The organism is Paenibacillus sp. FSL F4-0243, assembly GCF_037963295.1.
In the GTDB taxonomy this organism is placed as follows: Bacteria; Bacillota; Bacilli; order Paenibacillales; family Paenibacillaceae; genus Paenibacillus_AQ.
Genome location: NZ_CP150151.1, coordinates 2410104 through 2432508, shown reverse-complemented (window position 1 = coordinate 2432508; position 22405 = coordinate 2410104). Strand labels below are relative to the sequence as shown.

General features: G+C 45.4%; 24 protein-coding genes. 9 read left to right on the top strand and 15 right to left on the bottom strand.

The genetic code is table 11. The features are described 5' to 3' along the window. Positions 1-116 precede the first annotated feature (116 nt). Complete coding sequence (locus NSS87_RS10575) at positions 117-314, bottom strand: cold shock domain-containing protein (protein ID WP_042126303.1); 198 nt, start codon at positions 312-314, stop codon at positions 117-119. Between the two features lie 174 nt (positions 315-488). On the opposite strand from NSS87_RS10575, the gene NSS87_RS10570 reads away from it, so the two are divergent. The 6 genes from NSS87_RS10570 to NSS87_RS10545 all read left to right on the top strand — a co-directional run bounded on the left by NSS87_RS10570 (position 489) and on the right by NSS87_RS10545 (position 5166). Continuing rightward, positions 489-722 (top strand): hypothetical protein, encoded by a 234-nt coding sequence (locus NSS87_RS10570; protein ID WP_036689271.1) that lies wholly within the window; start codon positions 489-491, stop codon positions 720-722. 6 nt (positions 723-728) lie between these two features. Beyond that, the gene (locus NSS87_RS10565; protein WP_167348490.1) at positions 729-899 is read left to right on the top strand and encodes a hypothetical protein; all 171 of its coding nucleotides are present in this window, start codon (positions 729-731) and stop codon (positions 897-899) included. A 220-nt stretch (positions 900-1119) separates the two neighbouring features. Further along, complete coding sequence (pepF, locus tag NSS87_RS10560) at positions 1120-2910, top strand: oligoendopeptidase F (protein WP_042186822.1); 1791 nt, start codon at positions 1120-1122, stop codon at positions 2908-2910. Positions 2911-2997: 87 nt separating this feature from the next. Continuing rightward, a complete protein-coding gene (locus NSS87_RS10555) occupies positions 2998-3309 on the top strand; it encodes a lipopolysaccharide assembly protein LapA domain-containing protein (RefSeq protein WP_339246892.1) in 312 nt (103 codons plus the stop codon). A gap of 2 nt (positions 3310-3311) precedes the next feature. Continuing rightward, complete coding sequence (locus NSS87_RS10550; RefSeq protein WP_339248515.1) at positions 3312-4352, top strand: M42 family metallopeptidase; 1041 nt, start codon at positions 3312-3314, stop codon at positions 4350-4352. Continuing rightward, complete coding sequence (locus tag NSS87_RS10545) at positions 4336-5166, top strand: hypothetical protein (protein ID WP_339246889.1); 831 nt, start codon at positions 4336-4338, stop codon at positions 5164-5166. Before NSS87_RS10550 ends, NSS87_RS10545 begins: the two co-directional genes overlap by 17 nt. 54 nt (positions 5167-5220) lie before the next feature. On the opposite strand, the gene NSS87_RS10540 is transcribed toward NSS87_RS10545, so the two are convergent. From NSS87_RS10540 to hemE, 10 genes are all read right to left on the bottom strand, one after another. Further along, complete coding sequence (locus NSS87_RS10540) at positions 5221-5691, bottom strand: tetratricopeptide repeat protein (RefSeq protein ID WP_339248512.1); 471 nt, start codon at positions 5689-5691, stop codon at positions 5221-5223. A gap of 54 nt (positions 5692-5745) precedes the next feature. Continuing rightward, positions 5746-7683 (bottom strand): ABC-F family ATP-binding cassette domain-containing protein, encoded by a 1938-nt coding sequence (locus tag NSS87_RS10535; protein ID WP_339246887.1) that lies wholly within the window; start codon positions 7681-7683, stop codon positions 5746-5748. A gap of 54 nt (positions 7684-7737) precedes the next feature. Continuing rightward, positions 7738-8340 carry a TetR/AcrR family transcriptional regulator gene (locus NSS87_RS10530; RefSeq protein ID WP_042186811.1) on the bottom strand — a complete coding sequence of 201 codons (603 nt, stop codon included), beginning with the start codon at positions 8338-8340 and terminating at the stop codon, positions 7738-7740. Positions 8341-8351: 11 nt separating this feature from the next. Beyond that, positions 8352-9155 (bottom strand): DUF92 domain-containing protein, encoded by an 804-nt coding sequence (locus tag NSS87_RS10525; RefSeq protein WP_339246883.1) that lies wholly within the window; start codon positions 9153-9155, stop codon positions 8352-8354. Positions 9156-9178: 23 nt separating this feature from the next. Continuing rightward, entirely contained in the window at positions 9179-9802 is a 624-nt protein-coding gene (locus NSS87_RS10520) for a fumarylacetoacetate hydrolase family protein (RefSeq protein WP_042186808.1), read from the bottom strand. 36 nt (positions 9803-9838) lie between these two features. Continuing rightward, entirely contained in the window at positions 9839-10573 is a 735-nt protein-coding gene (locus tag NSS87_RS10515) for a glycerophosphodiester phosphodiesterase family protein (protein WP_339246881.1), read from the bottom strand. Positions 10574-10591: 18 nt separating this feature from the next. Beyond that, positions 10592-11980: a CapA family protein gene (locus NSS87_RS10510; protein ID WP_339246878.1), complete on the bottom strand. Its 1389-nt coding sequence runs from the start codon at positions 11978-11980 to the stop codon at positions 10592-10594. 180 nt (positions 11981-12160) lie between these two features. Beyond that, the gene (gene hemG, locus NSS87_RS10505; protein WP_339246875.1) at positions 12161-13582 is read right to left on the bottom strand and encodes a protoporphyrinogen oxidase; all 1422 of its coding nucleotides are present in this window, start codon (positions 13580-13582) and stop codon (positions 12161-12163) included. Beyond that, positions 13579-14535 (bottom strand): ferrochelatase, encoded by a 957-nt coding sequence (hemH, locus tag NSS87_RS10500; RefSeq protein ID WP_139328657.1) that lies wholly within the window; start codon positions 14533-14535, stop codon positions 13579-13581. Before hemH ends, hemG begins: the two co-directional genes overlap by 4 nt. A 35-nt stretch (positions 14536-14570) precedes the next feature. Next, entirely contained in the window at positions 14571-15632 is a 1062-nt protein-coding gene (gene hemE, locus NSS87_RS10495) for a uroporphyrinogen decarboxylase (protein ID WP_042186799.1), read from the bottom strand. Positions 15633-15910: 278 nt separating this feature from the next. Here hemE and NSS87_RS10490 point away from each other — a divergent pair, with 278 nt between their 5' ends. Further along, positions 15911-17131, top strand: a complete 1221-nt coding sequence (locus NSS87_RS10490; RefSeq protein ID WP_042126273.1) for an MFS transporter — start codon at positions 15911-15913, stop codon at positions 17129-17131. 7 nt (positions 17132-17138) lie between these two features. Here NSS87_RS10490 and NSS87_RS10485 read toward each other — a convergent pair whose 3' ends face one another. After that, entirely contained in the window at positions 17139-17768 is a 630-nt protein-coding gene (locus tag NSS87_RS10485) for an O-methyltransferase (RefSeq protein WP_076283186.1), read from the bottom strand. A 216-nt stretch (positions 17769-17984) separates the two neighbouring features. Here NSS87_RS10485 and NSS87_RS10480 point away from each other — a divergent pair, with 216 nt between their 5' ends. Beyond that, positions 17985-19124: a class I SAM-dependent RNA methyltransferase gene (locus tag NSS87_RS10480; protein WP_042186795.1), complete on the top strand. Its 1140-nt coding sequence runs from the start codon at positions 17985-17987 to the stop codon at positions 19122-19124. 203 nt (positions 19125-19327) lie between these two features. After that, positions 19328-21298, top strand: coding sequence for an LTA synthase family protein (locus NSS87_RS10475; protein WP_339248511.1), 1971 nt, complete (start codon positions 19328-19330; stop codon positions 21296-21298). A gap of 86 nt (positions 21299-21384) precedes the next feature. On the opposite strand, the gene NSS87_RS10470 is transcribed toward NSS87_RS10475, so the two are convergent. The 3 genes from NSS87_RS10470 to NSS87_RS10460 all read right to left on the bottom strand — a co-directional run bounded on the left by NSS87_RS10470 (position 21385) and on the right by NSS87_RS10460 (position 22345). Next, positions 21385-21624: a DUF1450 domain-containing protein gene (locus NSS87_RS10470; RefSeq protein WP_042126265.1), complete on the bottom strand. Its 240-nt coding sequence runs from the start codon at positions 21622-21624 to the stop codon at positions 21385-21387. Positions 21625-21665: 41 nt separating this feature from the next. Beyond that, positions 21666-21968 carry a heme biosynthesis protein HemY gene (locus NSS87_RS10465; RefSeq protein WP_042126263.1) on the bottom strand — a complete coding sequence of 101 codons (303 nt, stop codon included), beginning with the start codon at positions 21966-21968 and terminating at the stop codon, positions 21666-21668. Positions 21969-22093: 125 nt separating this feature from the next. Further along, a complete protein-coding gene (locus tag NSS87_RS10460; RefSeq protein WP_076283188.1) occupies positions 22094-22345 on the bottom strand; it encodes a hypothetical protein in 252 nt (83 codons plus the stop codon). Positions 22346-22405 lie beyond the last annotated feature (60 nt).

The following is a 22405-nucleotide window of genomic DNA, read 5'->3' as shown; positions in this document are numbered from 1 at the left end:
GTAAAAAAACACAGTTCCCGAAAGAACTGTGTTCTATAGTTGGTAACCACTCTTGCAAGGGCTTGCCAAGTAAATTATATATTTATAGCAGACAGCTTAACTGTCTTTGCCGTTTCTTATAATTTTACTACGTTTTCAGCTTGCGGTCCACGATTACCATCAGTGATATCGAATTCTACTTCTTGACCTTCGTCCAAAGTTTTGAATCCTTCACCTTGAATTGCTGAGAAGTGTACGAATACATCTTCGCCGCCTTCTACTTGAAGAAAACCATAACCTTTTTCTGCGTTAAACCATTTTACTGTACCTTTCAATTGAACAACCTCCTAAAAATAACCGCCATATATGGCGTATAACTATATTATACTGCAATCTTTTACTCAAATCAATCTATCTGGATCTTTAAATATGTGATTTAATTTGCTTTTCCCTTGACCAGTGCGTTATCATTGAGCCAAAAGCCAAAAATCGCCAGGGTGGTAATGATAATGATCAAAAAACATGAAATATACAAAACAGACAAATGGAATATGATGACGGTAGAAGTTCAAGGACGTTATATTGTACTTCGCGAAATCTCCGATCAATGGGGAGAAGAAACACATACTTTCCTTAGTCGTCCAGCTATGATGCAGTGGGTGAACAACCGATTCAACAAAGAATCTTATAAAGATAATGAAGAAGAGTATAAAAATATCATCGCAGCCTTCAAACAGGTATAACAGAATATGAACACAGAAAATATCGCGATTTATGTTGTCCTAGTCTTATGTCTAGGCGCAGTTCTAATTATGACCAAGGATCGTGTCCCGCCGCAGTTTAAGCGGGGCATGGCCTTAACTGCAGTCATTATGATTCTGTTCGCCTTCATCTTTGTTATTTATAGCTTATTGGCATAACTTATACTTTCATATATTTAAAGAAGACTAAATATTAATAATCAGGACTTAATAGGGCATAATAAGCCGACTCTACTTTCAAGAGGAGGATGTTATGCCTATTTCACCCAAGTCCATCCCTCTTCTACTTGTGCTCAGCTTGCTACCGGGTGATTTATCATCTACAGTATTGCCGAGGGAGATTATGCCTACTACATCTCATCATTCTAGGAGGGTTTCTATGGAAAAATTATTGAAAAGAAGCGAAGTACCTGCTGAGAATCGTTGGAAGCTTGAAGATGTGTTTGCTTCTCAGAAGGATTGGGATGCAGAATTTGCTGAAGCTAAATCCTTAATCAAAAAAGCTGCGGATTTTCAGGGTACACTAGATTCCGCGGATGCTCTAAAAAAATGTTTTGAAATGGATGACAAGCTGTCCATCCTAACTGAACGACTCTTCGTGTATGCACATATGCGTCAAGATGAAGACACAGCTAATCCTGACTCTCAGGCTTTGTCCTCCAAAGCGAAAAAGCTTGGTATTGAAGCAGGTGAAGCCTTATCTTTTGTAACCCCAGAAATTCTGGCGTTGCCAGTTGAGAAGTTGGACCAGTTCATCGCTGATCCGAACCTATCCGCTTATAAATTCACCTTAACTGAAATGAAACGTGAAAAAGCCCATGTGCTTTCTAAGGCTGAAGAAGCACTGCTAGCTCAGGTCGGAAATTTAGCTCAAGCACCTCAGAATATTTTCAGTATGCTGAACAATGCGGATCTGAAATTCCCTAAGATCAAAGATGAGGATGGCAAAGAAGTTGAACTGACTCATGGCAACTATATCAAGTTTCTCGAAAGTAACGACCGTGAGGTTCGCCGAAATGCTTTTAAGGCAGTCTATGATACCTACCGGAAGCAGAAGAACACTATCGCAGCAACGCTTAGCGCCAATGTGAATAAAAATGTGTTCTACTCACGAATTCGCAAATATCCTTCTGTAATGGAAATGTCACTCTATGGTGATAACATTCCTAAAGAGGTTTACACCAACTTGATTGATACGATTCACGAAAGCCTTCCATTGATGCACCGTTATATGAAACTGCGTCAGAAGCTGCTGGGTGTCGATGAGTTACATATGTATGATCTGTTTGCACCGCTTGTTGATGAATATAAATTAGATATCACCTATGAAGAAGCCAAGAAAATCACAAAAGAGGGTCTCAAACCACTCGGTGAAGATTATCTGAATGTGCTGCAAAAAGGCTACGACAACGGATGGATCGATGTGTATGAGAACGAGAATAAACGGTCCGGGGCTTACAGCTGGGGGCCATACGGTACGCATCCTTTCGTACTGCTGAACCATAATGATAATTTAAACAGTATGTTTACACTGGCACATGAGATGGGCCATGCATTACACTCGTATTTTTCGGATAACGCTCTGAATTATCGGGATGCGCAATATACGATTTTCCTAGCAGAGGTTGCTTCTACTACTAACGAGGCGCTGCTAATGGATTATTTACTCAAAAAGTCTACAGATCCTAAAGAAAAAATGTATTTGCTCACCTACTATGCTGATCAGTTCCGAACAACAATTTTCCGGCAGACGATGTTCGCTGAGTTCGAGAAAATCATTCATCAGCGTGTTGAAGAAGGTGAATCGCTTACTCCACAAGATCTTTCGAGTATCTACTATGACCTGAATGTTAAATACTATGGTAAAGAAATGGTTGTAGATCAGGATATCGAGATGGAATGGGCGCGGATTCCGCATTTCTATAACAGCTTCTATGTTTATAAATACGCAACCGGCTTCTCAGCAGCGACTAGCTTTGCCAAACAAATTCTTGAAGAAGGCAAACCTGCGGTGGATCGTTACCTCGGCTTCCTGAAGAGTGGTGGCAGTGACTACTCCATTAATATTCTGTCTAAAGCTGGTGTTGATATGTCTTCTCCTGAGCCGATTCGCGAAGCGATGAGTGTCTTCGAAGATGTTATCGCTCAAATGGAACAGTTGACCAAATAAGGCAGAGAGCTTAGTATTGCATTAATCCCTTGCCCTATTTGGGCAAGGGATTTTATTCTGTTATATCCCCTGAGGAGGAAGAATTCAATGAGAATTCAATGGTCTTTAATTGCAGGTCTAATCTTTGCGCTGCTAACAGCCATATTTGCAGTCATCAACGTGGATCCCGTTCAAGTCAATTTCGGTTTTGATGTAGTTAATATACCGCTGATCCTAGTTATTCTGGGCTGCGCGTTAATTGGTGGAATCATCGTGGGTTCTTACGGTATTTTTCGCCAGTACAAACTACAAAAACAAATTAAAAGCTTAAATGCTGAGCTAACCAAACTTCGTGATGCCGACACTTCTTTAGATTCTTTTAACACAGACAATGATGGCCTGACAGGAGGAATTAACTAATGATTACTATTCAACCAAACGAACATTACATACTCTCAATCCTAAAAAAATTGCTGGATACACCGAGCCCCAGCGGCTTCACAGCACAAGTAATGAACCTTGTTGCCGAAGAAGCGGCAGCATTAAATGTACCGCTAAGCTGGAATGAAAAAGGCGGCGTAATTCTAACCGTCTCAGGCCTAGATCCTTCCCGTACTATCGGCATCAGCGCTCACGTGGATACACTTGGAGGCATGGTTCGCTCTATTAAATCTGATGGTACACTGCGACTGACCTCTGTTGGTGGCTTCACTATGCACAGCATCGAGAATGAATACTGCGTGATCCATACCCGCAGCGGCAGAACCTATACTGGAACCATCTTAACCAGCCATCCATCCGTTCACGTATATCCAGATGCTCGTGATTTCAAACGTTCAGAGGAGAACATGGAAGTACGGATTGATGAGCTAGTATCTAACAAAGAAGATGTACTTAAGCTAGGCATCTCCGTTGGTGATTTCATTTCCTTCGATGCACGTGCGGTGATTACACCTAGCGGGTATATTAAATCCCGACATCTGGATGACAAAGCGAGCGTTGCTGCCCTTCTTGGCCTGCTGGAAAGCATGAAGCGCGAAGGCTGGAAACCGCTCCACAACCTTTCTTTCCTCATCTCCAACTATGAGGAAGTGGGACATGGCACAGCTTGGATTCCTGGCGAGATTAATGAAATGATCGCAGTCGATATGGGCGCCATGGGCGACGATCTTAGCTGTAAAGAAACCGATGTGTCCATCTGTGCAAAAGATTCTTCAGGCCCTTATGATTATGTTATGACTGGCCGTTTGATTGAGCTGGCAGAAGCACTTGCTATTCCTTATGCCGTTGATATCTATCCAATGTACGGCTCCGATGCTTCCGCTGCCCTTCGAGGCGGCAATAATATTCGTGCCGCACTGATCGGCCCAGGCGTACACGCCTCCCACTCCATGGAACGTACACATAAGCAAGCTGTAGTAAACACTGCTAAGCTTCTCGCTGCTTATGTGGGCACTAACTGAGGCAAGCACTGGCAAGTTAAAGCAGCTCTGGAGACGTAGACAATGGCTGATAGTCTCACTTCTGCTGCTCATGATAGCAGCATTAGCAATCTCGATGTTCCTGTTTTCCAGAAGCCACAAGGAAAATCCCTTTGATGGTCTTCCACACGCTTACACTTACTTAGAGACCGTGAGTCCAGAAAATGTTCAACTCTATATGATGTCACTTTCACCCGAAGATATTAAACTCAGAGCCGCTGGTGCACCCCTTCAGCAAGTGATTTCTTATGGGATTAATGGAGGCTTCTTCTATGGAGATGCACTTCTATCCATTGCTATCATGAATGATATCCCCACTAACGGTGCTAAAAAGGCGTACGGCTCCGGCTGGTTTAATGCTAAATATGCGCGCGGAACCCTGGTCTGGGATGGTGCCAGTCGTAGCTTTTCCGTACAGGTCGTCTCATCGGGAGAAGAATTGAACGTTACGGATCGCCAGCATTATTTTGCGCAAGGCGGCATTAGTATGAATCTGCAGGATGAGGATCTCTGGGAAGATGTGATAGCGAAAGAACATCTTCCTTATTCGAATGAGAAACGAATGCGCTCAGGCATGCTGTATGACGATAATGGCAAGCTGTGGCTGATTGTTACGCCAACACTCTCGACGGCGGCAGAGTTCCGTTCAGCCATCCTACAGAGCGTGCCTGCTGAAGGTCTCGAAGGTATCTTTCTAGATGGTGACGGCTCCTCACAGATGAATGCTGATGAAATCATCTTACCTGGTGACTCTCGTGCCGTGGTGCAAATGATCGCGGTGGACGGAACGAAATAAAGCAAAAAGAAGCGATACTCTACTATTAGAGATCGCTTCTTTTTGTGATTTTATTCAATCCCAGACTTGCTCCAGCTTATCTGAGTAATATGAAATGGCCTTACTATAACTTCTTATTCCTTCATCCGCTGAGGTTTCAGCCAGTAATTTAAGCAACATCCCCATAGCCAGACTATGATCTCCGAGATTGTGCAAGGTCATTGCAAGGAATACCGGAAATTCCTTATTCTCTGGGTACTCGTGAATGGCCTGCTCCAATATTGCTTTGGAATTCTCATATTCTCCGAGTGTTCGGTAGGTGCTGCCCAGTCCCAATAGAGCGCCGACTTTCTGCTCCGAAGATAAGCCTAGTGTTAAGCTTTTCTCATAATAGGGTACTGCCTCGCGTTCCAGACCGAGCACATCATGCGTCCACGCTAATTGATACAGAAGTTCTGCATTATTACTATTCTGCTCATATAGCTCTAACAGCATCATTCTGGCTTCTTCAGCTTTACCTTCGTTTCGCAGGGCTACAGCTTCCATAAGTTGATTCTCCAAACTGAGCCCTCCCTTATTGTCACACATGGACAATCCGTTTTATGCTTTACCAGCGATTTTCTCTGCAAGCTCATTCAGATAGGTCCAGCGCTCCATTAGACGCTCCAGTTCTGCTTCGGCAAGCCTCTGCTCTTCCACTAACTCCTGCAGTCTCCCAGAGTCAGCAAACGCTGCTTCCATCTCCGCACTAATATCAGTCAAGCGCTGTTCTGCAAGCCCGATCTGCTCGTCAATTCCTTCATATTCACGCTGTTCCTTAAAACTGAATTTGAGTTTGGACTTGGAAGCTGATGATGCCGCTGTGTTACTGACTGTATCTGTAGTCTCTTTACGCTTTGCATTCCCGTCATCTTTGTTCGATTCGGCATTGCGTGAAGGAACATTTTTAGCCAGCCATTCTTCATATTCCGTATAATCGCCAACATGAAGCCGAATTCCTCCATTTTCAAAGGCAATCAGCTTGTCTATAGTCCGATCCAGGAAATAACGGTCATGGGATACGGTAAAGACGACGCCCGGGAATTCATCCAGATAGTCTTCTAAAACAGCCAACGTGCCAATATCCAAGTCGTTCGTAGGCTCATCCAACAGCAACACGTTTGGTGCTCCCATCAATACACGAAGCAGATACAGGCGTCTTTTTTCGCCACCAGACAGTTTGGAAATCGGCGTCCATTGCATCGCAGGAGGGAACAAGAAGCGTTCGAGCATTTGGCCTGCGGTAATGACGCTACCATCAGCTGTACGTATGACTTCCGCTTCTTCCTTCACATATTCAATAGCTCGCATGCTGTCATCCATATCCTGATGTTCTTGCGTAAAGTAACCCAACTTAACCGTCGCACCAAGCTGAACCTCTCCCTTATCCGGCTGCAGCTTACCTGCAATCAGATTCAGAAGTGTTGATTTACCGCTACCATTTGGACCTACAATACCTACGCGATCTTGTGGTACAGCAATATAGGTCAGATCTTTAATCAACTGACGACCATCCAGCGATTTTGACAGTTCATTGATTTCAATGATTTTGCGACCCAAACGTGTGGATGCCACCGAAATATCCAACGAACCGTTCGAACTGCTTCCTGTACTTTCTTTCAGCTTCTCAAAACGGTCGATTCTTGCCTTTTGTTTCGTTGATCGAGCTTTAGCTCCACGACGAATCCAAGCAAGCTCCGTACGAAGCAGGTTCTTACGCTTTTGCTCCGCAGAGGCTTCACGCTCTTCACGGTCGGCTTTAAGCTCTAGAAAACGGGAATAGTTGGCCTCATAACGGTATAACTGTCCTCCGTCCAGCTCTAGCATGACACTTGCGACACGCTCCAGGAAGTAACGATCATGCGTTACCATTAAGAGGGCGCCACGCCGTTTCTGTAAATATTGCTCTAGCCAAGCCACGGAGTCCGTATCAATATGGTTCGTAGGCTCATCCAGAATAAGAAGCTCAGATGGCGTAATCAGGGCAGCCGCAAGTGCTACACGTTTCCGTTGACCACCAGACAGCGTATCCATCAGCGCATCGAATTTCACTATACCCAGCTTAGTAAGTACGCTCTTAGCTTCACTCTCCAAATGCCAAGTACCTGCTGCATCGATAGCCTGCCCAATCCGCACCAGTTTGCCTTCCAGTTCTGCATTACCTGGCTCTTTTTCAAGGCGAGACATGATCTCCATATACTCACGCATGGTAGCAAGATCTGGATCATCTCCGGCGAAGACCTGTTGCAGTACTGTATTTGTCGGCTCATAAGGAGGGTTCTGTGCCAAGTACTGCACTCGAACATTATTTCCGATCGCAATTTGCCCATCATCCGGGGTATCCAGACCGGCAATAATACGTAAAAACGTAGATTTACCCGTTCCATTCACACCGATCAAACCAATTTTATCCCGATCGTCCATACCAAATGAAGCATCACTAAAAAGTACTTTCTCTCCATAACTTTTGGAAAGATGTTCCACGGTCATAATATTCATGCTATTTCCTCGCTTGCCTTATATTTTCATAAAACCGGTCGCAGCATGAAGCTGCTATTCCACCGGTCTATCATCCTGACCTAAATTCAAGTAATCCATAGCCCCTTTAATAAAAAGACCCGCAGCGAAACCAGCGCGTTTATGCGCATCTTCTTCCTTAAAAGATGGATCGAACAAAATATCCATCTTCAGTCGATCCAACATCCCTATGTAGGACTGCGCCATAAGCTCAGGCTCAGACACACCGCCCTCCAGCAATACCTTCACCACTGCCTGCATATATTCTTCCATAAAAAGCGTCATATACGCCACAAGCTCTGGGTTATTGTTCGGTGCGCGGAAAAAGAGCTTCGTGTGTCGCTTACGCTCATAATAATAGTAAAGATGATGTTTGGCGATAATTGACAGTTTACCTGCCAAAGTATCACTAGCCTTCAGCTTTTCCTGTAATTGCTGAAGGAATCCCTCACAGTCCCGGCGCGTTACCGCCATGAACAATTCTTCTTTACTCTTGAAGTATAAATAAACGGTGCCCTTAGCAATTCCGGCCTGAACCGCAATTTCCGACATCTTCGTTTCGTAAAATCCACCTGAACCGAAGAGCTCGTATGCGGCATCCAGAATGGCAGTATGTTTATGATTGGACGTGCTGCTCATCGGTTCCTCCTTTAAAACATCATCCCACACAATAAGGCAATAGCCCCTCCGACGATAGAGCTAATAGCATTGACTGCATCATTAGTCATCCACTTCCAGCCACGTGCGTATTCAACCTTTTTACCGCAGTGATGTGTACTTTCCACTTCGCGTCCGCATACAGTGCAACGATTCATCTGCTGAACGGTTGCCCCTAGGATAGAATCTGTGAACGCACCCGCAAGTCCTCCAGTGAGTCCAGCCAATGTAAGCAACAAGAAGGATTGATCTGGCATGCCGGATATCATCCGTAGCAGCCATGAAGATGCACCGATAAGTGCACCTCCTGCGGCGGCGGCCAGCGTACCCAGACTGGATACGCCACCCGAGGCACCGGCCGGAAGTATTTTACCTGTCAGGACAGACCGAGGCGGCTTCTTGCTGAGTGTACCAATCTCCGTAGCCCATGTATCAGAGGTTACCGTTGCCATAACGCCGATAAATAAAAATTCCCAATGTTCCATCGGAACAATCGCATTCAATAGAACGAAAACCATCCCAAGCCCACCATTAGCAAAGACCTGCCCAGCATCTCGGCGACCTGTCTTGGCATAAGTCAGCTCAAGCTCTGCCTTATTATCATGATGAAGCTTAGACAACAGGCTTGAAGAGATGAAAAAAACCAACAATATTCCAAACCAAAAGGCATTTCCAGCACCAAAATAAATGGTCCCCATGGCTACCGCGGCAAGCATGCCGGAAAGGCTTAAGGATTGTTTCCTATAAGCCGCCCCCGCAACTAACAAAGCGCCAAGGGCGCCGATAATCCATAACATAGATTCATCTCCAACAGATGTTTTTAGCCGATCAGGCAAGTCCCCATCAGCTTGTCACCCCAGTACAATTCAAACGAATCTCCTGATACGGTAGAGCCTACACCTTCTGGTGTTCCTGTGAAAATCACATCGTCTTTACCCAGCCCGTAACGCGCAGCGATAAAATCGACAATTTTTTGGAGCGAAAAAATCATATTTTTAACATTACCTCGCTGAACTTCAACACCATTTTTTAAAACCGTGAAATCCGTTCCTTCCAGCTCTTCCTTGTCAGGAAACGCAATGTAAGGTGTGAGTGGAGCAGCGTTCTTAAAGCCTTTAGCCGGAGTCCAAGGCAGACCTTTCTTCTGCAGATCATTATGCACATCACGCAGTGTAAAATCCAGTCCCAGAGCCATAACATCCACCAGATCCTCCACGCTCATACCCGGTACATAATCACGCGCGATCCGTAGCACAAGTTCTCCTTCATAATGAACCTGACCTGAATCCTTTGGAAGCTGAATGACTGCTTTATCGAGGGAAACCGCCGCATGTGAGGGCTTCAAAAAAATGAGTGGCTCTACGGGGACATTATTTCCTAATTCCTCCGCATGTAGCTTGTAGTTCCGTCCAACACAATACAAATTATTAACAGCAGCGCACACAGACAATCAGCTCTCTTTCCCATCGAATTGGATTATTTATACTTTTAGAAATGTATCGCCCCAGATATCCGGACGGTTCGTACAAATCATTATATCAGAATGCATATCTGCTAAGCGACGCATCTCTTTTCCTTTGTTCACTGTCCAAGCCATAATCTTCACACCTTGCTCCGCCAAAACCTTAGCCAATCTAGGATTTAAACGCGAAAAGCTAATCGACAAAAGAGAACACTCCAGTTCATGCAGCCTTCGAGCAGGATTACCAAACCTTGAATCAAAAATTAAGCCTGTACGAAAGCGGGGGTCTATTTCCTTGATTTTTTTCAACACATCTGTGTCAAAAGAGGTCAAAATCACGTCGTCCCGCATGCCTTTAGAGGAAATAAGATCCGTCACCTTCTGTTCGATGCCAGGATACATATTGCCCACTGTTTTCAGTTCAATATTGAGACGAAGTCTACCGGAGGCTAATGAGAGCACCTCTTCCAAGGAAGGCACCCGCTCTCCCCGAAAAGAACGCCCTTTCCAGCTACCCGCATCGAGACGCCGGATATGTTCCCAATCCATATTCTTCACCTTACCATGACCATTGGTTGTACGGTCCAGTGTAAAGTCATGAATGACAACAGGGACACCGTCCTTCGAGAGTTGGACATCCAATTCCATCCAGTGTACAAAAGGCATGGCAATGGCCATTCGGATCGCTGCTAATGTATTCTCCGGAGCTTTACCGGAAAATCCCCGATGGGCAACACATAAATTGTTCATCATAAGGACCTCCCAGGAACCCTATTTTGTAACTTGAGTCACTTTGCCGTCACTGTTAATCTTAACTCGACCAGCAGATAAAGACTCTATTTTTTTCAGCAAAAGCTGTCCGTTCACCTGATTCATGGGCACGGGCTGAGCTAGCTCAGCAGTCATAGGCTTCAGCTGTAATGAACATTGACCTTTTTTACTACATTCCGCCTGAAATACAGCAGTTTCCCAAGTGGCAGGTACCGTTGATCTCGTAAAAATAAAATTACCAGTGCTGTAGGCGATCCACTTGCCTTTGTACGGCTCCACACCTTGCAATACATGTGGGTGACCACCAATGACAAGATCAGCTCCCGCATCGACAAAGCTACGTCCAAGGGTCTGCTGTGTATTATCGAACTGCTCTACCCGTTCTTTACCCCAATGGACAACTACGACAACCAAATCAGCTTTTTGTTTAGCTGCAGCAATCGCTTTAAGTCCTTCTCTACTATCATATACTGAAGCAAGCCCGGGTTTATTTTTTCCCGCCATCCAATCAGATGCAGGAATCACCCGTGTGAACCCCAGCAAGGCGATCTTAATCCCTTTACGCTCAAAATATTGCGCCGAGAATGCTTCTTTACTGTTAAGTCCAGCACCAACATAAGGAATGCCTCTTTCCGAGAGATGACCAAGCGTGTCTCGCAGGCCTTCCTCCCCTTGATCCAGCGTATGATTGTTCGCCATATTTACTGCATCCACTCCGGCTGCTTTAAGAGCATCTAGTGCTTTGGGCGAGCCTTTGAATACGTATTGCTTATTAGCGGCGCCAACCCCACCTGTGGTCACAGGAGTCTCCAGATTCACAACCGTAAGATCATCCTTCTTGAACATTCCATCGAGCGCTGCATACGAATAGTCGTAACCTTTCTTTTCAAGCAATTCCCCGGCTTTCCCCGAAAAAATAACATCTCCACCAAAATTCAAGGTCACTGTATTGCCAGAAGCCTGGTCATCTGATGGAAGTCCAGACACAGAACCACCATCTGCGACTTGGGAGCTACCTTCATCTGGCGAAGGGGTCTCAGTTGGTACAGGCGCCTGTGTTTCAACATTTTCTTCTCTCTTTGGCTCTGGTGTAGGTGTAGCTTCCGGGGTTACCGTTGGAGAAGGGATGGGAGACTCCGTGGCTTCAGGCGTTGCAGTCACTATAGGTGCTGTCTCCTGAGCAGTACTATCCGGAGTAGGCGAAGCCGTCATTTGCGCCACTGGAGGTGGCTCAGAACTTCCCTTGAATCTGTCATCCATAAAACTATAGCTGAGCGCCACAATAATCAACAGAAGTAGACCTGCATTGACCCACATCCAGGCCGTTCTGCGCTTACGTTTGCTCTTATATTTGTTCTTCTGTCTAGAACGCGATCGCGGCGGATACATTGTTTCTATGATCTCCTCTACTCTCAAATTGGTTCTATTATAGCATACCTAGCACCTGTCCCTCCAAATACGAGAGTCCATTAAAATAGTATAATCTAATTTTCAAACAAAAACGGTGAAGCAAAAAAATCTTCGCTTCACCGTTCATTATATAATTCTAACTCTCCCGTAAATGAACAATTAATTCGATATACGCTTTGCAGCGCTTTGTGCTGTAAGCTTAGCCTGCTTAACACAATCGGGCATTGCCACTCCATCATATCCAGCTCCAAAGACATATATCCCAGGAAGTGTGGTCTCAAGCTCCCTATGGAATTTAGAAAGATTGTCAAGATGTCCAACAGGATACTGTGGCATCGAATGTTCCGAACGAGTAATTTCCGTGAATATAGGTTTCGCTGTAATGCCCATGATCTCTCGTAAATCCTTACTCACTAGCTCCGTAAGAGCCTCATCTGGAAGTTGAACATTCTGCTCATCTCCGGAACGGCCTACATGACAGCGCATAAGCACTTTATCATCTGGACTCGTATGCGGCCACTTCGTTGACGTCCATGTACAGGCAGTAATATTACGCCCTTCCTTACGTGGCACAAGAAAACCTGCTCCAGCATCATCAATTTCGATATCCTTCTTGTCGAAGGCCATGACTAAGTTCGCAACCGATACATAATTTACCGCATCGAGTGCTGAAACATCCACATGTGGACGCAAAAGTTCGGCAGCAAAAGAATTTGGTGTGGTGATATATATTTCATCCGCAAGCAGCCGTTCGCCACTTTCCAGTTCTAGCTCATAACGAGAAGCATTAGTTCCTGTAGCATGTATAGAGACCACCGCAGCTTCAGTTCGCTGTTCTACATCATGCAGTTCATGAATCAAGCCATGCACGAGACTTTGTAGTCCTTTTCGAAATGTCAGAAAAGTGCTGTTCTTTGTGCTCGTATTTGTCTTGGAGGAATTCTGTTCTTTAATGATTCCACGAATAAGACCACCATACTGCCGCTCTACTTCTCCAAATTGCGGAAAGGTAGCCTGTAGGCTGACTTTGCGTAAATCCCCAGCATACATACCGGCTAATAGCGGTTCGGTCAAATTCTCCATCACTTCAGTACCTAAACGTCGCTCAATCAGCTGTCCGAGGGATTCATCGTCATTACTCCGCTTAGGAGGAAGGATCAAGTCCATCAGCGCGCGTATTTTGCCACCGAATGAAACCAGAGCACTTGATAGAAATGGCTTTAGTTCAGTAGGAATTCCAAGCACAAGACCGGAAGGCATAGGATGAAGCTTGTCACGCTGTAGTATATAGGTCTTCTCTGCCTTTGGATCTGTGTTCACCAGCTCGTGATCTAGCTCTAATTCCTTAGCCAATTCAATCATCTCTGTTTTGCTAGCTAAAAAAGAATCCGGACCTTTCTCAATCACAAATCCATCCCGGTGCAATGTTTCGATCTTCCCGCCAAGAGTCTTGTCTTTCTCTAGCAGTACAATATCAGGTTTCATGCCAGCTTCTTTGTAAAACTTACGAATGTAAAAGGCGGCGCTGAGTCCACTCAGCCCACCGCCTATGATAACAATTCGCCTAGAGGGACCAGTCATGACTGACCGGCCGACATTTGATTCAGTCTTGTACGAACAACATCGCTCAATACGGACATGTACGCAGGATCGCTGTTTAATGATTCAATCCGCATAAGACGCATATCCAGCTCTGAAGCTACGGCTGTTGCCTCGATATCAAGGTCATACAGCACTTCTAAATGATCGGATACGAACCCGATCGGTGCCACTAGAACATACTCTACCTGTTCCTTGCTAAGCTGCTGAAGTGTATCCAGAATATCTGGTCCAAGCCATGGTTCAGCAGTCCGTCCTGCACTTTGCCACGTAAACTGCCAATTGGTTATCCCCGCTTGATCTGCAATAGCCTTTGAGGTCTCCAATAGTTGATCTTTATAAGGATCCCCCATAGCTAGAATACGCTCTGGAAGACTATGCGCGCTAAATAATACCCTTATCTCATCGCGAGTAGCGCCTGCTTCGATATATTGATCTATTTTCGCAGTTACTCTCCGGCTTAGAACATCGATCAATACTGGGTGCATATGGTAACTCTCCACAAAACCCATGTTGATTTTACATGCATCAGCCTTTTCCTGAGCACGTTTGATGTAGCCACCCACGCTCATGCTTGAATAGTGAGGGGCAAGCACAACACCAACCGCTTGGGTAATGCCGTCCTTCGCCATAGCCTCGACGCCGTCCTCAATAAACGGATAGGCATGCTTCAAACCCTGATAGCAGACAAATTCAACATCCGCCCCAGCTTTATCCGCGTTTAGTGCTGCCTGTAATGCAGCTACTTGACGGTCTGTGTTCTCCCGCAGCGGGAATACCCCCCCGACGATCGCTTCATAGCGATCTGTTAATTCTTTAAGCTGCTCCGCTGTCGGCGGATTACCTCGCCGAATATGAGTGTAATATGCTTCAACGTCTTCTAAGCTTTTAGGAGTGCCATACGACATGACGAGAACACCTATTTTTGCTGTCACGGATTCCATCCCCTTATAGATTTAATAGGCTATTTTTAAGAACGCAGTTTGGCTGATTCTTTCAATACTTCCTGTGAATATTCGTGAATATATTCCGTTAATTCTCTAAGCTTCTCTAAAGAAGCCTCCGGGAATAAGCCATGACCCAGATTGAAGATATATCCCGGCTCTTGTACCCCTTCATCAATTAACGCTTTCGCGTGCTCCTTCAAGACGTCCATCGGCGCTGTAAGTAAATACGGATCCAGGTTGCCTTGAATCGCAAATTTCCCACCGGTTCTGCGTCGACCTTCGGACAAGCTCACACGCCAGTCCACCCCGATTACATCCGCTTGAAGCTTCGTAAGACTCGGTAGCAATTCGCCAGAGCTTACGCCAGGAAAGTATATTTTCGGTACATCAAGATCGGATAATTCGGAAAAAATACGAGAAACCGTCGGTAACACATACTTTTCAAAATCGCGAGGCGCAAGGGCACCGACCCAGCTGTCGAACAATTGAAACGCTTTTCCACCACTACGCACGTGACTGCGGAGGTAAGCGATAATCATATCGCCGAGCTTGTCCATTAGCATTTCCCAGACACGGGGTTCACTGTACATTAGCTCTTTAGTCCGAATATATCCTTTGGAAGGTCTGCCTTCGATCAGATAGCTGGCAATTGTAAACGGTGCGCCTGCGAAAGTAATCAAGGGCACGTCCAGCTCCTTATCCAGAATTGCAATCGTCTCCAAAATATGTCCGAGATCGCCTTCAACATCAATGGGCTTCAGTCTCTCGACATCTGCTGCAGAGCGAATCGGATTCTCGATCACAGGGCCAATATCTTTGACGATATCAAATTTCACACCGATAGAAGCGACCGGATTCATAATGTCTGAATACAAAATGGCCGCGTCCACACCTAGCTTGCGCACAGGCATCAAGGTTACTTCAGCCGCCAACTCAGGCTGTTTGCAGATTTCAAGCAATGAGTACTTTTCCTTGATTTTACGGTACTCGGGATCATAACGGCCGGCCTGCCGCATGTACCATACGGGAACGTGCTCCGTATCCTGCTTTCTGCAGGCGCGGATAAAAGTGTCGTTGTAGGTCATGATAAGATCTCCATTATATTTTATAAGATTTTTTAAAATAAACGCTTACCGTCCTAATAAGGACGCCGATGGCGTCTATGCTTGATCGGCATACTTACTATTATGCCCTTTTTAAAAGGTTGTAACAAGCAAAACGAAGATCGTGGAATGACAATCCTATGACATTACTATGACATGTATTGCACTTTTGAAGCTGAAAAAATGATATACTGATAAAATGTCTATTTTTCTGTGAATCATGTATTTTCTGAAATTCTTTGAAAGGAAGTGAAAGCACTTTGAAGAAATGGGAGACATGGAAGGTCAACCTCTTAGTGCTTTGGTTCGGACAATTCTTGGTAAATGCCGGAATGACGATGATCACACCGTTCCTGACCTTGTATCTTGCTAAGGATCTTGGAGTTCAGGGTGAGCATGAAATTGGAATTTGGGCGGGCCTTATTTTTGCCGCAAACTTTTTAACTTCTTTCATTTTCCAGCCACTATGGGGAAAACTTGCTGACAAATATGGACGTAAAATCATGCTCCTGCGCTCCAGCTTTGGCATGGCTATCGTTATGGTGTTGATGGGCTTCGCACAATCCCCAATGCAGCTGCTCTTACTGCGACTGCTAAACGGTACAATCTCCGGCTTCAATCCCGCTTCCATCGCACTCGTTTCGGGTACTACTCCGAAAGCACGTATGGGATTTTCGATGGGGCTGATGCAGTCAGGTTCTGTTGCAGGTACCATCCTTGGACCACTTATTGGTGGTTTTCTTGCTGATTTAATCGGATTTCGTCCGATCTTTTATGTCGTTGGCGCCTTGCTCTTCATCGCCTCTCTGCTGGCACTGTTTCTCGTTAAAGAGAAATTCGATCGTGCAGAAGCGGCACAAGAGCCACAGGTGTCAGTAATGGAGGGCTTGAAGGAATTGATCAAGATCCCTCAGCTCCCGGCGCTGTTTGGTGTAACCTTTTTGCTGCAATTTGCAATGATCAGCCCCATGGCCTTGCTGCCACTTTATGTTGAAAAGTTAAATGGGCCTGCTGAGAATATAGCCTTTTTAGCCGGAATGGTCAGCGCAGTTACAGGGATCTCCAACATGCTGGCTTCCCCCTTGCTCGGCAAGCTGAGTGATAAAGTCGGCGCACACCGCATTCTGACCTACGCGTTAATCGGGGCTTCGCTATTCCTGATTCCGCAAGCATTCGTTACTAGCGTGTGGCAGCTAATTATTGTCCGTTTTCTCATGGGGATTTTTATGGGCGGCCTATTGCCCAGCGTTAATGCGCTTATCCGGTCTTATACCCCTGACGGGAAAGAAAGCCGCGCATTCGGCTTCAACGGCAGCACATTGTCACTGGGCAATATGCTGGGAGCTATCATAGGCGGCTTTCTATCTGGTTATATTGGTATTGAGGGACTGTTTATCATCTCCGGAAGCTTGTTGCTGTTGAACACCGTATGGGTCCGGGTTAAGCTATACAAAGCTACTCCGCCACGGCTATTTCGCTAATCTTCTGCTATTTCACCATTGCCAACGCCAGTCCATCATAGGCTGGCAGACAAGTGCTGATCAGACGGTCATCGGTGGCGATCATTTCATTGAAATGCCGTACAGCCAGAATGGCAGGTCCATTTCGATCTGTATTTAGCGTCCGTCCGCGGAGAAAGATATTATCACCAGCAATAATCGCGCCTGGATTAGCCATCTTGATGGCATATTCCAAGTAATTGGTATAGTTAATCTTGTCTGCGTCGATAAAGAAGAAATCGAACTTAGCACCCTCTGCTTCAAGTGCCTTCAGGCTGTCCATTGCAGGACCGATTCTATATTCCGTAGAATCACCGAATCCGGCCAGTTCTAAATTACGGCGAGCAAGCTCGGCATAATCGGCCCTCAGCTCTAGCGAAGTCAGCGTGCCACCTTCAGTGAAGCCGCGAGATAAGCAAATCCCGCTGTAGCCGCCAAGTGCGCCAATCTCCAAAATACGCGTGGAGCGAGACAGTCTAACAAGCATAGTGAGTAGTCTTCCGTACCCCGGCTCGACAGACACCTCCGGCATACCCGCTTGGACGATAGCTTCTTTTACCTGAAGCAGGATTTCGTCCTCGGTATAAAGTTGTTCACTGTATTCTTCTTGGGTAAGCATAAAGATTCTCCTTTGATGATCCCCCGTTTTCTCGAATGAAGGGATGACGGGGAAGATTTTATGGTTTATGGAATGCCGGGCATTGTGAAGTGTCCCGCATTCCCCTATACTTGTATGGATGCTTTTCTTATGGTATTGGCTTTTCTTATGGTATTGGCTTTTCTTATTGTACTGGCTTTTTGTATTTATCTACAAGTTAAACGGAGTTGAGAGTATTTGAGCAAATTACAATTAATCGCTACTGCCCCTATGGGATTAGAAGCTGTAGTAGCGCGCGAATTAAACGAACTGGGTTATGAGACCACGGTCGAGAACGGTCGTGTATTGTTCAGTGGTGATTATATCGACATCTGTCGCTGTAATTTATGGCTGCGTACATCCGACCGCGTATTAGTAAAAATGGGTCAATTCCCCGCTAAAACCTTCGATGAGTTATTTGAGGGTGTTAAAGCGCTGCCTTGGGAAGACTGGATTCCCGAGAATGGAGAATTTCCTGTTGAAGGACGATCCCATAAATCACAACTAACGAGTGTACCCGCTTCCCAAGGGATTGTCAAAAAAGCTATCGTCGAGAAGCTGAAGCTCTCCTATCATACGGACTGGTTCCCAGAGAACGGACCTCGATATGTGATCGAAGTGATTCTGTTAAACGATATCGCGCTTATCACGCTAGACACCACCGGACCTGCTCTTCACAAACGCGGATACCGCAGACAGGCTACAGAAGCGCCACTGAAGGAAACGATGGCAGCCGCTTTAATCCAGCTTAGCCGCTGGAATGGCCACCGTCCGCTATATGATCCATGTTGTGGTTCGGGAACATTGTTGATCGAAGCCGCGATGATCGCTTGGAATATCGCACCGGGACTACGGCGTTCCTTCCCTTCAGAACATTGGCCAGTCATTCCTAAGCATCTGTGGGAAGAAGCTCGCGAAGAAGCTTTCGATGCCGTACGAGACGATTATCCATTGCAGCTAACCGGCACGGATATCGATCCTGCTGCTATAGAAATTGCTGAAGCCGCTGCTAAAAGCGCCGGCCTATCCGGAGAAATAACCTTCACCGTGATGGCTGCCGCCAAAGCAAGACCCCAAGGCGAATACGGCTGTATCATTACCAACCCGCCATATGGTGAACGGATCAGTAATGATAAAGAGGTGGAGAAGCTGACTCGCCAGTTTGGTGAAATGATGCTGTATCTACCGACTTGGTCATTCTTTGCAATTAGTCCTTATAAGGAATTCGAACAATATTACGGCCGTAAAGCGGACAAGCGTCGCAAGTTGTATAACGGACGTATTGAGTGTCAATATTATCAATACTTGGGTCCACTTCCACCTAGAAATCCGAAATAATTCGGAAGACAATTACGTCAAGCTTAAACGCCTTCGGCGTCCTTAAAAGGACGGTAAGCGTTTATGCGAGAAGTATAAGAACGGACATCTACCTCGATTGAGGACGGTGTCCGTTTCTTCTTACATACTCAACTTCTGCGCTAGGAGGCTTTAACGTGTCACGAGATCCATTTAGTAGGAGCAGCTCATCCATAACGGATAGAATGATCACCATTGTCCGCTCCCGTTATATTGGTTATATCCTTTTTCTTGTCCTTATGCTCGCTAAGCTAATGTTTCTTCAATGCGGCCTGCATGCTCCTAATATTGATATGAACCGTCTCGACAAGCTCATTGCTCTCGGTTCAGTTATGCTGTTATCCTTTTGGGTGTTATGGCTCCCCCGACGTGGACAAACCATAGCCCTGATAATCATAAATGTGCTCCTGACATTACTTATTTATTCTGATATTGTCTACTATCGCTACTTTCAGGATTTCATCACCGTTCCCGTTCTTTTTCAAGCCGGACAGATGGATGCACTTGGCGGAAGTATCTTTGCACTACTCCGTCCCTCTGATCTCTACTTGTTCGCGGATTGGCTGATATTTCTGGTTTACACCATTTGCGTAGTGTTATTCCGTCGGAACACGCCTACCTATAATAATGGACAGCCTTCCTATTATGCTCACACAAGTCATTTCCGTCCCTCTTCACGCTTAATGAGAGGACTAAGACGGAGCGTTAACGGGGTCGTTGCATTGGTATTAGGCTGTATTCTGACCTTTGGCCCTATCCACTCTTACGCCACTACGTGGGCCAAGGGTTTATTCACTGGTAACTGGTGGAGCTTGGCGATGTATAACGTTACTGGACTCATTGGATTTCACGGTTATGATATTTACTTGTATGCCAAAGATCATTTAGGCCCGCAGCCTGAGCTTTCACAAAAGGAAGCCAGCTCCATGAAGCTCTGGTTCAATGAACACAATGCTGAGCAAAGTGCTCTTAACGACAGCTTTGGAAAATACAGCGGAAGCAACATCGTTGTAATTCAGGCCGAAGCTTTTATGAATTTTGTAGTGGGACGATCGATCAATGGACAAGAGGTCACACCTAATTTGAACGCTCTAATCAAAGAGAATACCTACTTCAGTAATTACTATCATCAGACCTCACAAGGACGAACCTCCGATGCGGATTTCGCCTCGAATGGTTCACTGTATCCGCTGGTCTCCGGCTCAGTATTTGTCCGTTACCCGGATCATCAATTTGACACGTTACCTGCCATTTTAAAGTCCAAGGGCTATAGCACCAATGCCTTCCATGCGTATGAAGGAAGCTTCTGGAATCGGCAGATTATGTATAAGGCGATGGGGTATGACCATTTTTATAGCAAAAAAGATTTTAAGATCGACGAGCCCCTAGGCTGGTCATTGGGAGATAAATCATTCCTGCGGCAGTCCCTAAATATTATGGATTCTGCAGAATCGATCCAGAAGCCCTTTTACTCTTTTTTGACTACACTATCTAGTCATCACCCATATTCTCTCCCTGCGGCTAAGCAAGGGCTTGATACCGGGGAGTTTAAAGGTACCATCTTCGGAGATTATTTACAGGCTGTTCATTATACAGATGAAGCTCTAGGTGAATTGGTGAGTGATATGAAGCAGCGTGGGTTGTGGGATAACACGATCCTTGCCTTTTATGGTGATCATGATAACTCGATCCAAGAAACCTCTTATTACGAACAATTTCTTGGTAAAAGCTTAAGTAAGCTCGACATGCATCAAATCATGCATCAAGTTCCATTACTCATTCATCTACCGGGTAATAACACCTCGGTGATTGATTCTAATCCGGCTGGTCAATTGGATCTCACACCTTCCTTACTCCATCTGCTTGGGATCTCACAAGATCCTTATTATCTCATGGGTAATAATCTGTTCAGTGGCAAAGAGCGACTTGTGACACTGCGAACCGGTGCCTTTGCCGATGCGAAGCGCTCCTATCTTCCAAGTGAAAATGGACAATTCAACAGCGGCACCTGTTATAGCCTCGACAGCCGCGAAGCCATTGACGTTGCGGGGTGCAGTACCGGGTTCGAGACAAGTAAGCAACGACTGCAAATCTCAGACGATATCATGAAATACGATGGCATCCAGATGCTTCGAAAGGAAGAATCTGCACCATAAAAACTTCATTTATAAAACAAAAAGCCCTAAACTCCGTCATCAACACGGGTTTAGGGCTTTTTAAGTTGATGGATAAGACCTCTGTATTATTTCTGAACGGCCGGTTGCTTGATAAAAGCTTCTACCTTCTTCAACACTTCTTCCTCTGTTGGAGCACTCACATAACGACCATTAACATATACAAAGGCCCGTTTGCCACATGGACCACAGTACGACTTACAGCCGACCTTGATCTCTGCATCAGGCGCCATCTTTTGCAGTTTGGGTATGATACTCTTCAATTTCATAAAATTACATTCATCGCACACTTGTATATCGTTAGCCATGGAGCAACCCTTCTTTATGTCCCAAATTTAAGGCGAAACGTTTAGTGATCGCCGTGATTACCTTTAGACGGATTAGTAATAACAAAACCTTCTTCAGGAAGATATAAATAATCAACGACCACACCATCAAGGAGCGGTTGATTCGGATCAAGAATAACATCGATTTCTTTATCTGTCGAGACTACAACATCATTCTCATTAGGCGTGTCCAAATCCAGTCCGTAGTGAGCATGATCACCGTGAGCATGCGTAATCGCTACGCGAAGCTTCAACTCGCTGTTTCCTTCAAGTTCCATTTGTTTCTTTATCACTTTAGCCGCATTGCGGGTAATTTTGACCTTCATCTATCATCCATCTCCTAGTACTTAAATTAAATACTCAATTACCTATTTTAAAGGTAATTGATATCTAAAAGCAACTATATTAACAAATTAGATACACAATCCGAGGTAGATCTCACTTCACTGCCTCATTTTCCGGCCTGAAGTGCCGGGTATTTTCGTCCCATCCGTGACACGAACCAGCCCATAAGAAGCATCGTCACACCAATATCATCGATCGGTAAAAAAGGCATAAAATCCGGCAACACCCAATAGAGCAGCACTGGGATTGTGAATAAAAGCTTGTCCCCTATTGCGACTTTAGGGGAGATCACATATCGCCAGGAACTACTGAAGATAGTAGACCATTGTTTCAGTGACAGCAGTTTTTTCAGTTTCATAGTGACCCTCCTCCCAAGTAAAAAGGATACAGCCGCGGATAACGTGTAGTGACGACAGCG

Bases quoted from the DNA above. Each gene is read 5' to 3' on its own strand.
- NSS87_RS10475 (WP_339248511.1), top strand. From the start codon at position 19,328: ATGATCACCATTGTCCGCTCCCGTTATATTGGTTATATCCTTTTTCTT.
- NSS87_RS10540 (WP_339248512.1), bottom strand. From the start codon at position 5,691: ATGGAAGCTGTAGCCCTGCGAAACGAAGGTAAAGCTGAAGAAGCCAGA.
- pepF (WP_042186822.1), top strand. From the start codon at position 1,120: ATGGAAAAATTATTGAAAAGAAGCGAAGTACCTGCTGAGAATCGTTGG.
- NSS87_RS10555 (WP_339246892.1), top strand. From the start codon at position 2,998: ATGAGAATTCAATGGTCTTTAATTGCAGGTCTAATCTTTGCGCTGCTA.
- NSS87_RS10545 (WP_339246889.1), top strand. From the start codon at position 4,336: ATGTGGGCACTAACTGAGGCAAGCACTGGCAAGTTAAAGCAGCTCTGG.
- NSS87_RS10485 (WP_076283186.1), bottom strand. From the start codon at position 17,768: ATGCTTACCCAAGAAGAATACAGTGAACAACTTTATACCGAGGACGAA.
- NSS87_RS10525 (WP_339246883.1), bottom strand. From the start codon at position 9,155: ATGTTATGGATTATCGGCGCCCTTGGCGCTTTGTTAGTTGCGGGGGCG.
- NSS87_RS10460 (WP_076283188.1), bottom strand. From the start codon at position 22,345: ATGAAACTGAAAAAACTGCTGTCACTGAAACAATGGTCTACTATCTTC.
- NSS87_RS10515 (WP_339246881.1), bottom strand. From the start codon at position 10,573: ATGATGAACAATTTATGTGTTGCCCATCGGGGATTTTCCGGTAAAGCT.
- hemE (WP_042186799.1), bottom strand. From the start codon at position 15,632: ATGACCTACAACGACACTTTTATCCGCGCCTGCAGAAAGCAGGATACG.
- NSS87_RS10470 (WP_042126265.1), bottom strand. From the start codon at position 21,624: ATGGCTAACGATATACAAGTGTGCGATGAATGTAATTTTATGAAATTG.
- NSS87_RS10510 (WP_339246878.1), bottom strand. From the start codon at position 11,980: ATGTATCCGCCGCGATCGCGTTCTAGACAGAAGAACAAATATAAGAGC.
- NSS87_RS10465 (WP_042126263.1), bottom strand. From the start codon at position 21,968: ATGAAGGTCAAAATTACCCGCAATGCGGCTAAAGTGATAAAGAAACAA.
- NSS87_RS10565 (WP_167348490.1), top strand. From the start codon at position 729: ATGAACACAGAAAATATCGCGATTTATGTTGTCCTAGTCTTATGTCTA.
- NSS87_RS10535 (WP_339246887.1), bottom strand. From the start codon at position 7,683: ATGAATATTATGACCGTGGAACATCTTTCCAAAAGTTATGGAGAGAAA.
- hemG (WP_339246875.1), bottom strand. From the start codon at position 13,582: ATGACTGGTCCCTCTAGGCGAATTGTTATCATAGGCGGTGGGCTGAGT.
- NSS87_RS10530 (WP_042186811.1), bottom strand. From the start codon at position 8,340: ATGAGCAGCACGTCCAATCATAAACATACTGCCATTCTGGATGCCGCA.
- NSS87_RS10570 (WP_036689271.1), top strand. From the start codon at position 489: ATGATCAAAAAACATGAAATATACAAAACAGACAAATGGAATATGATG.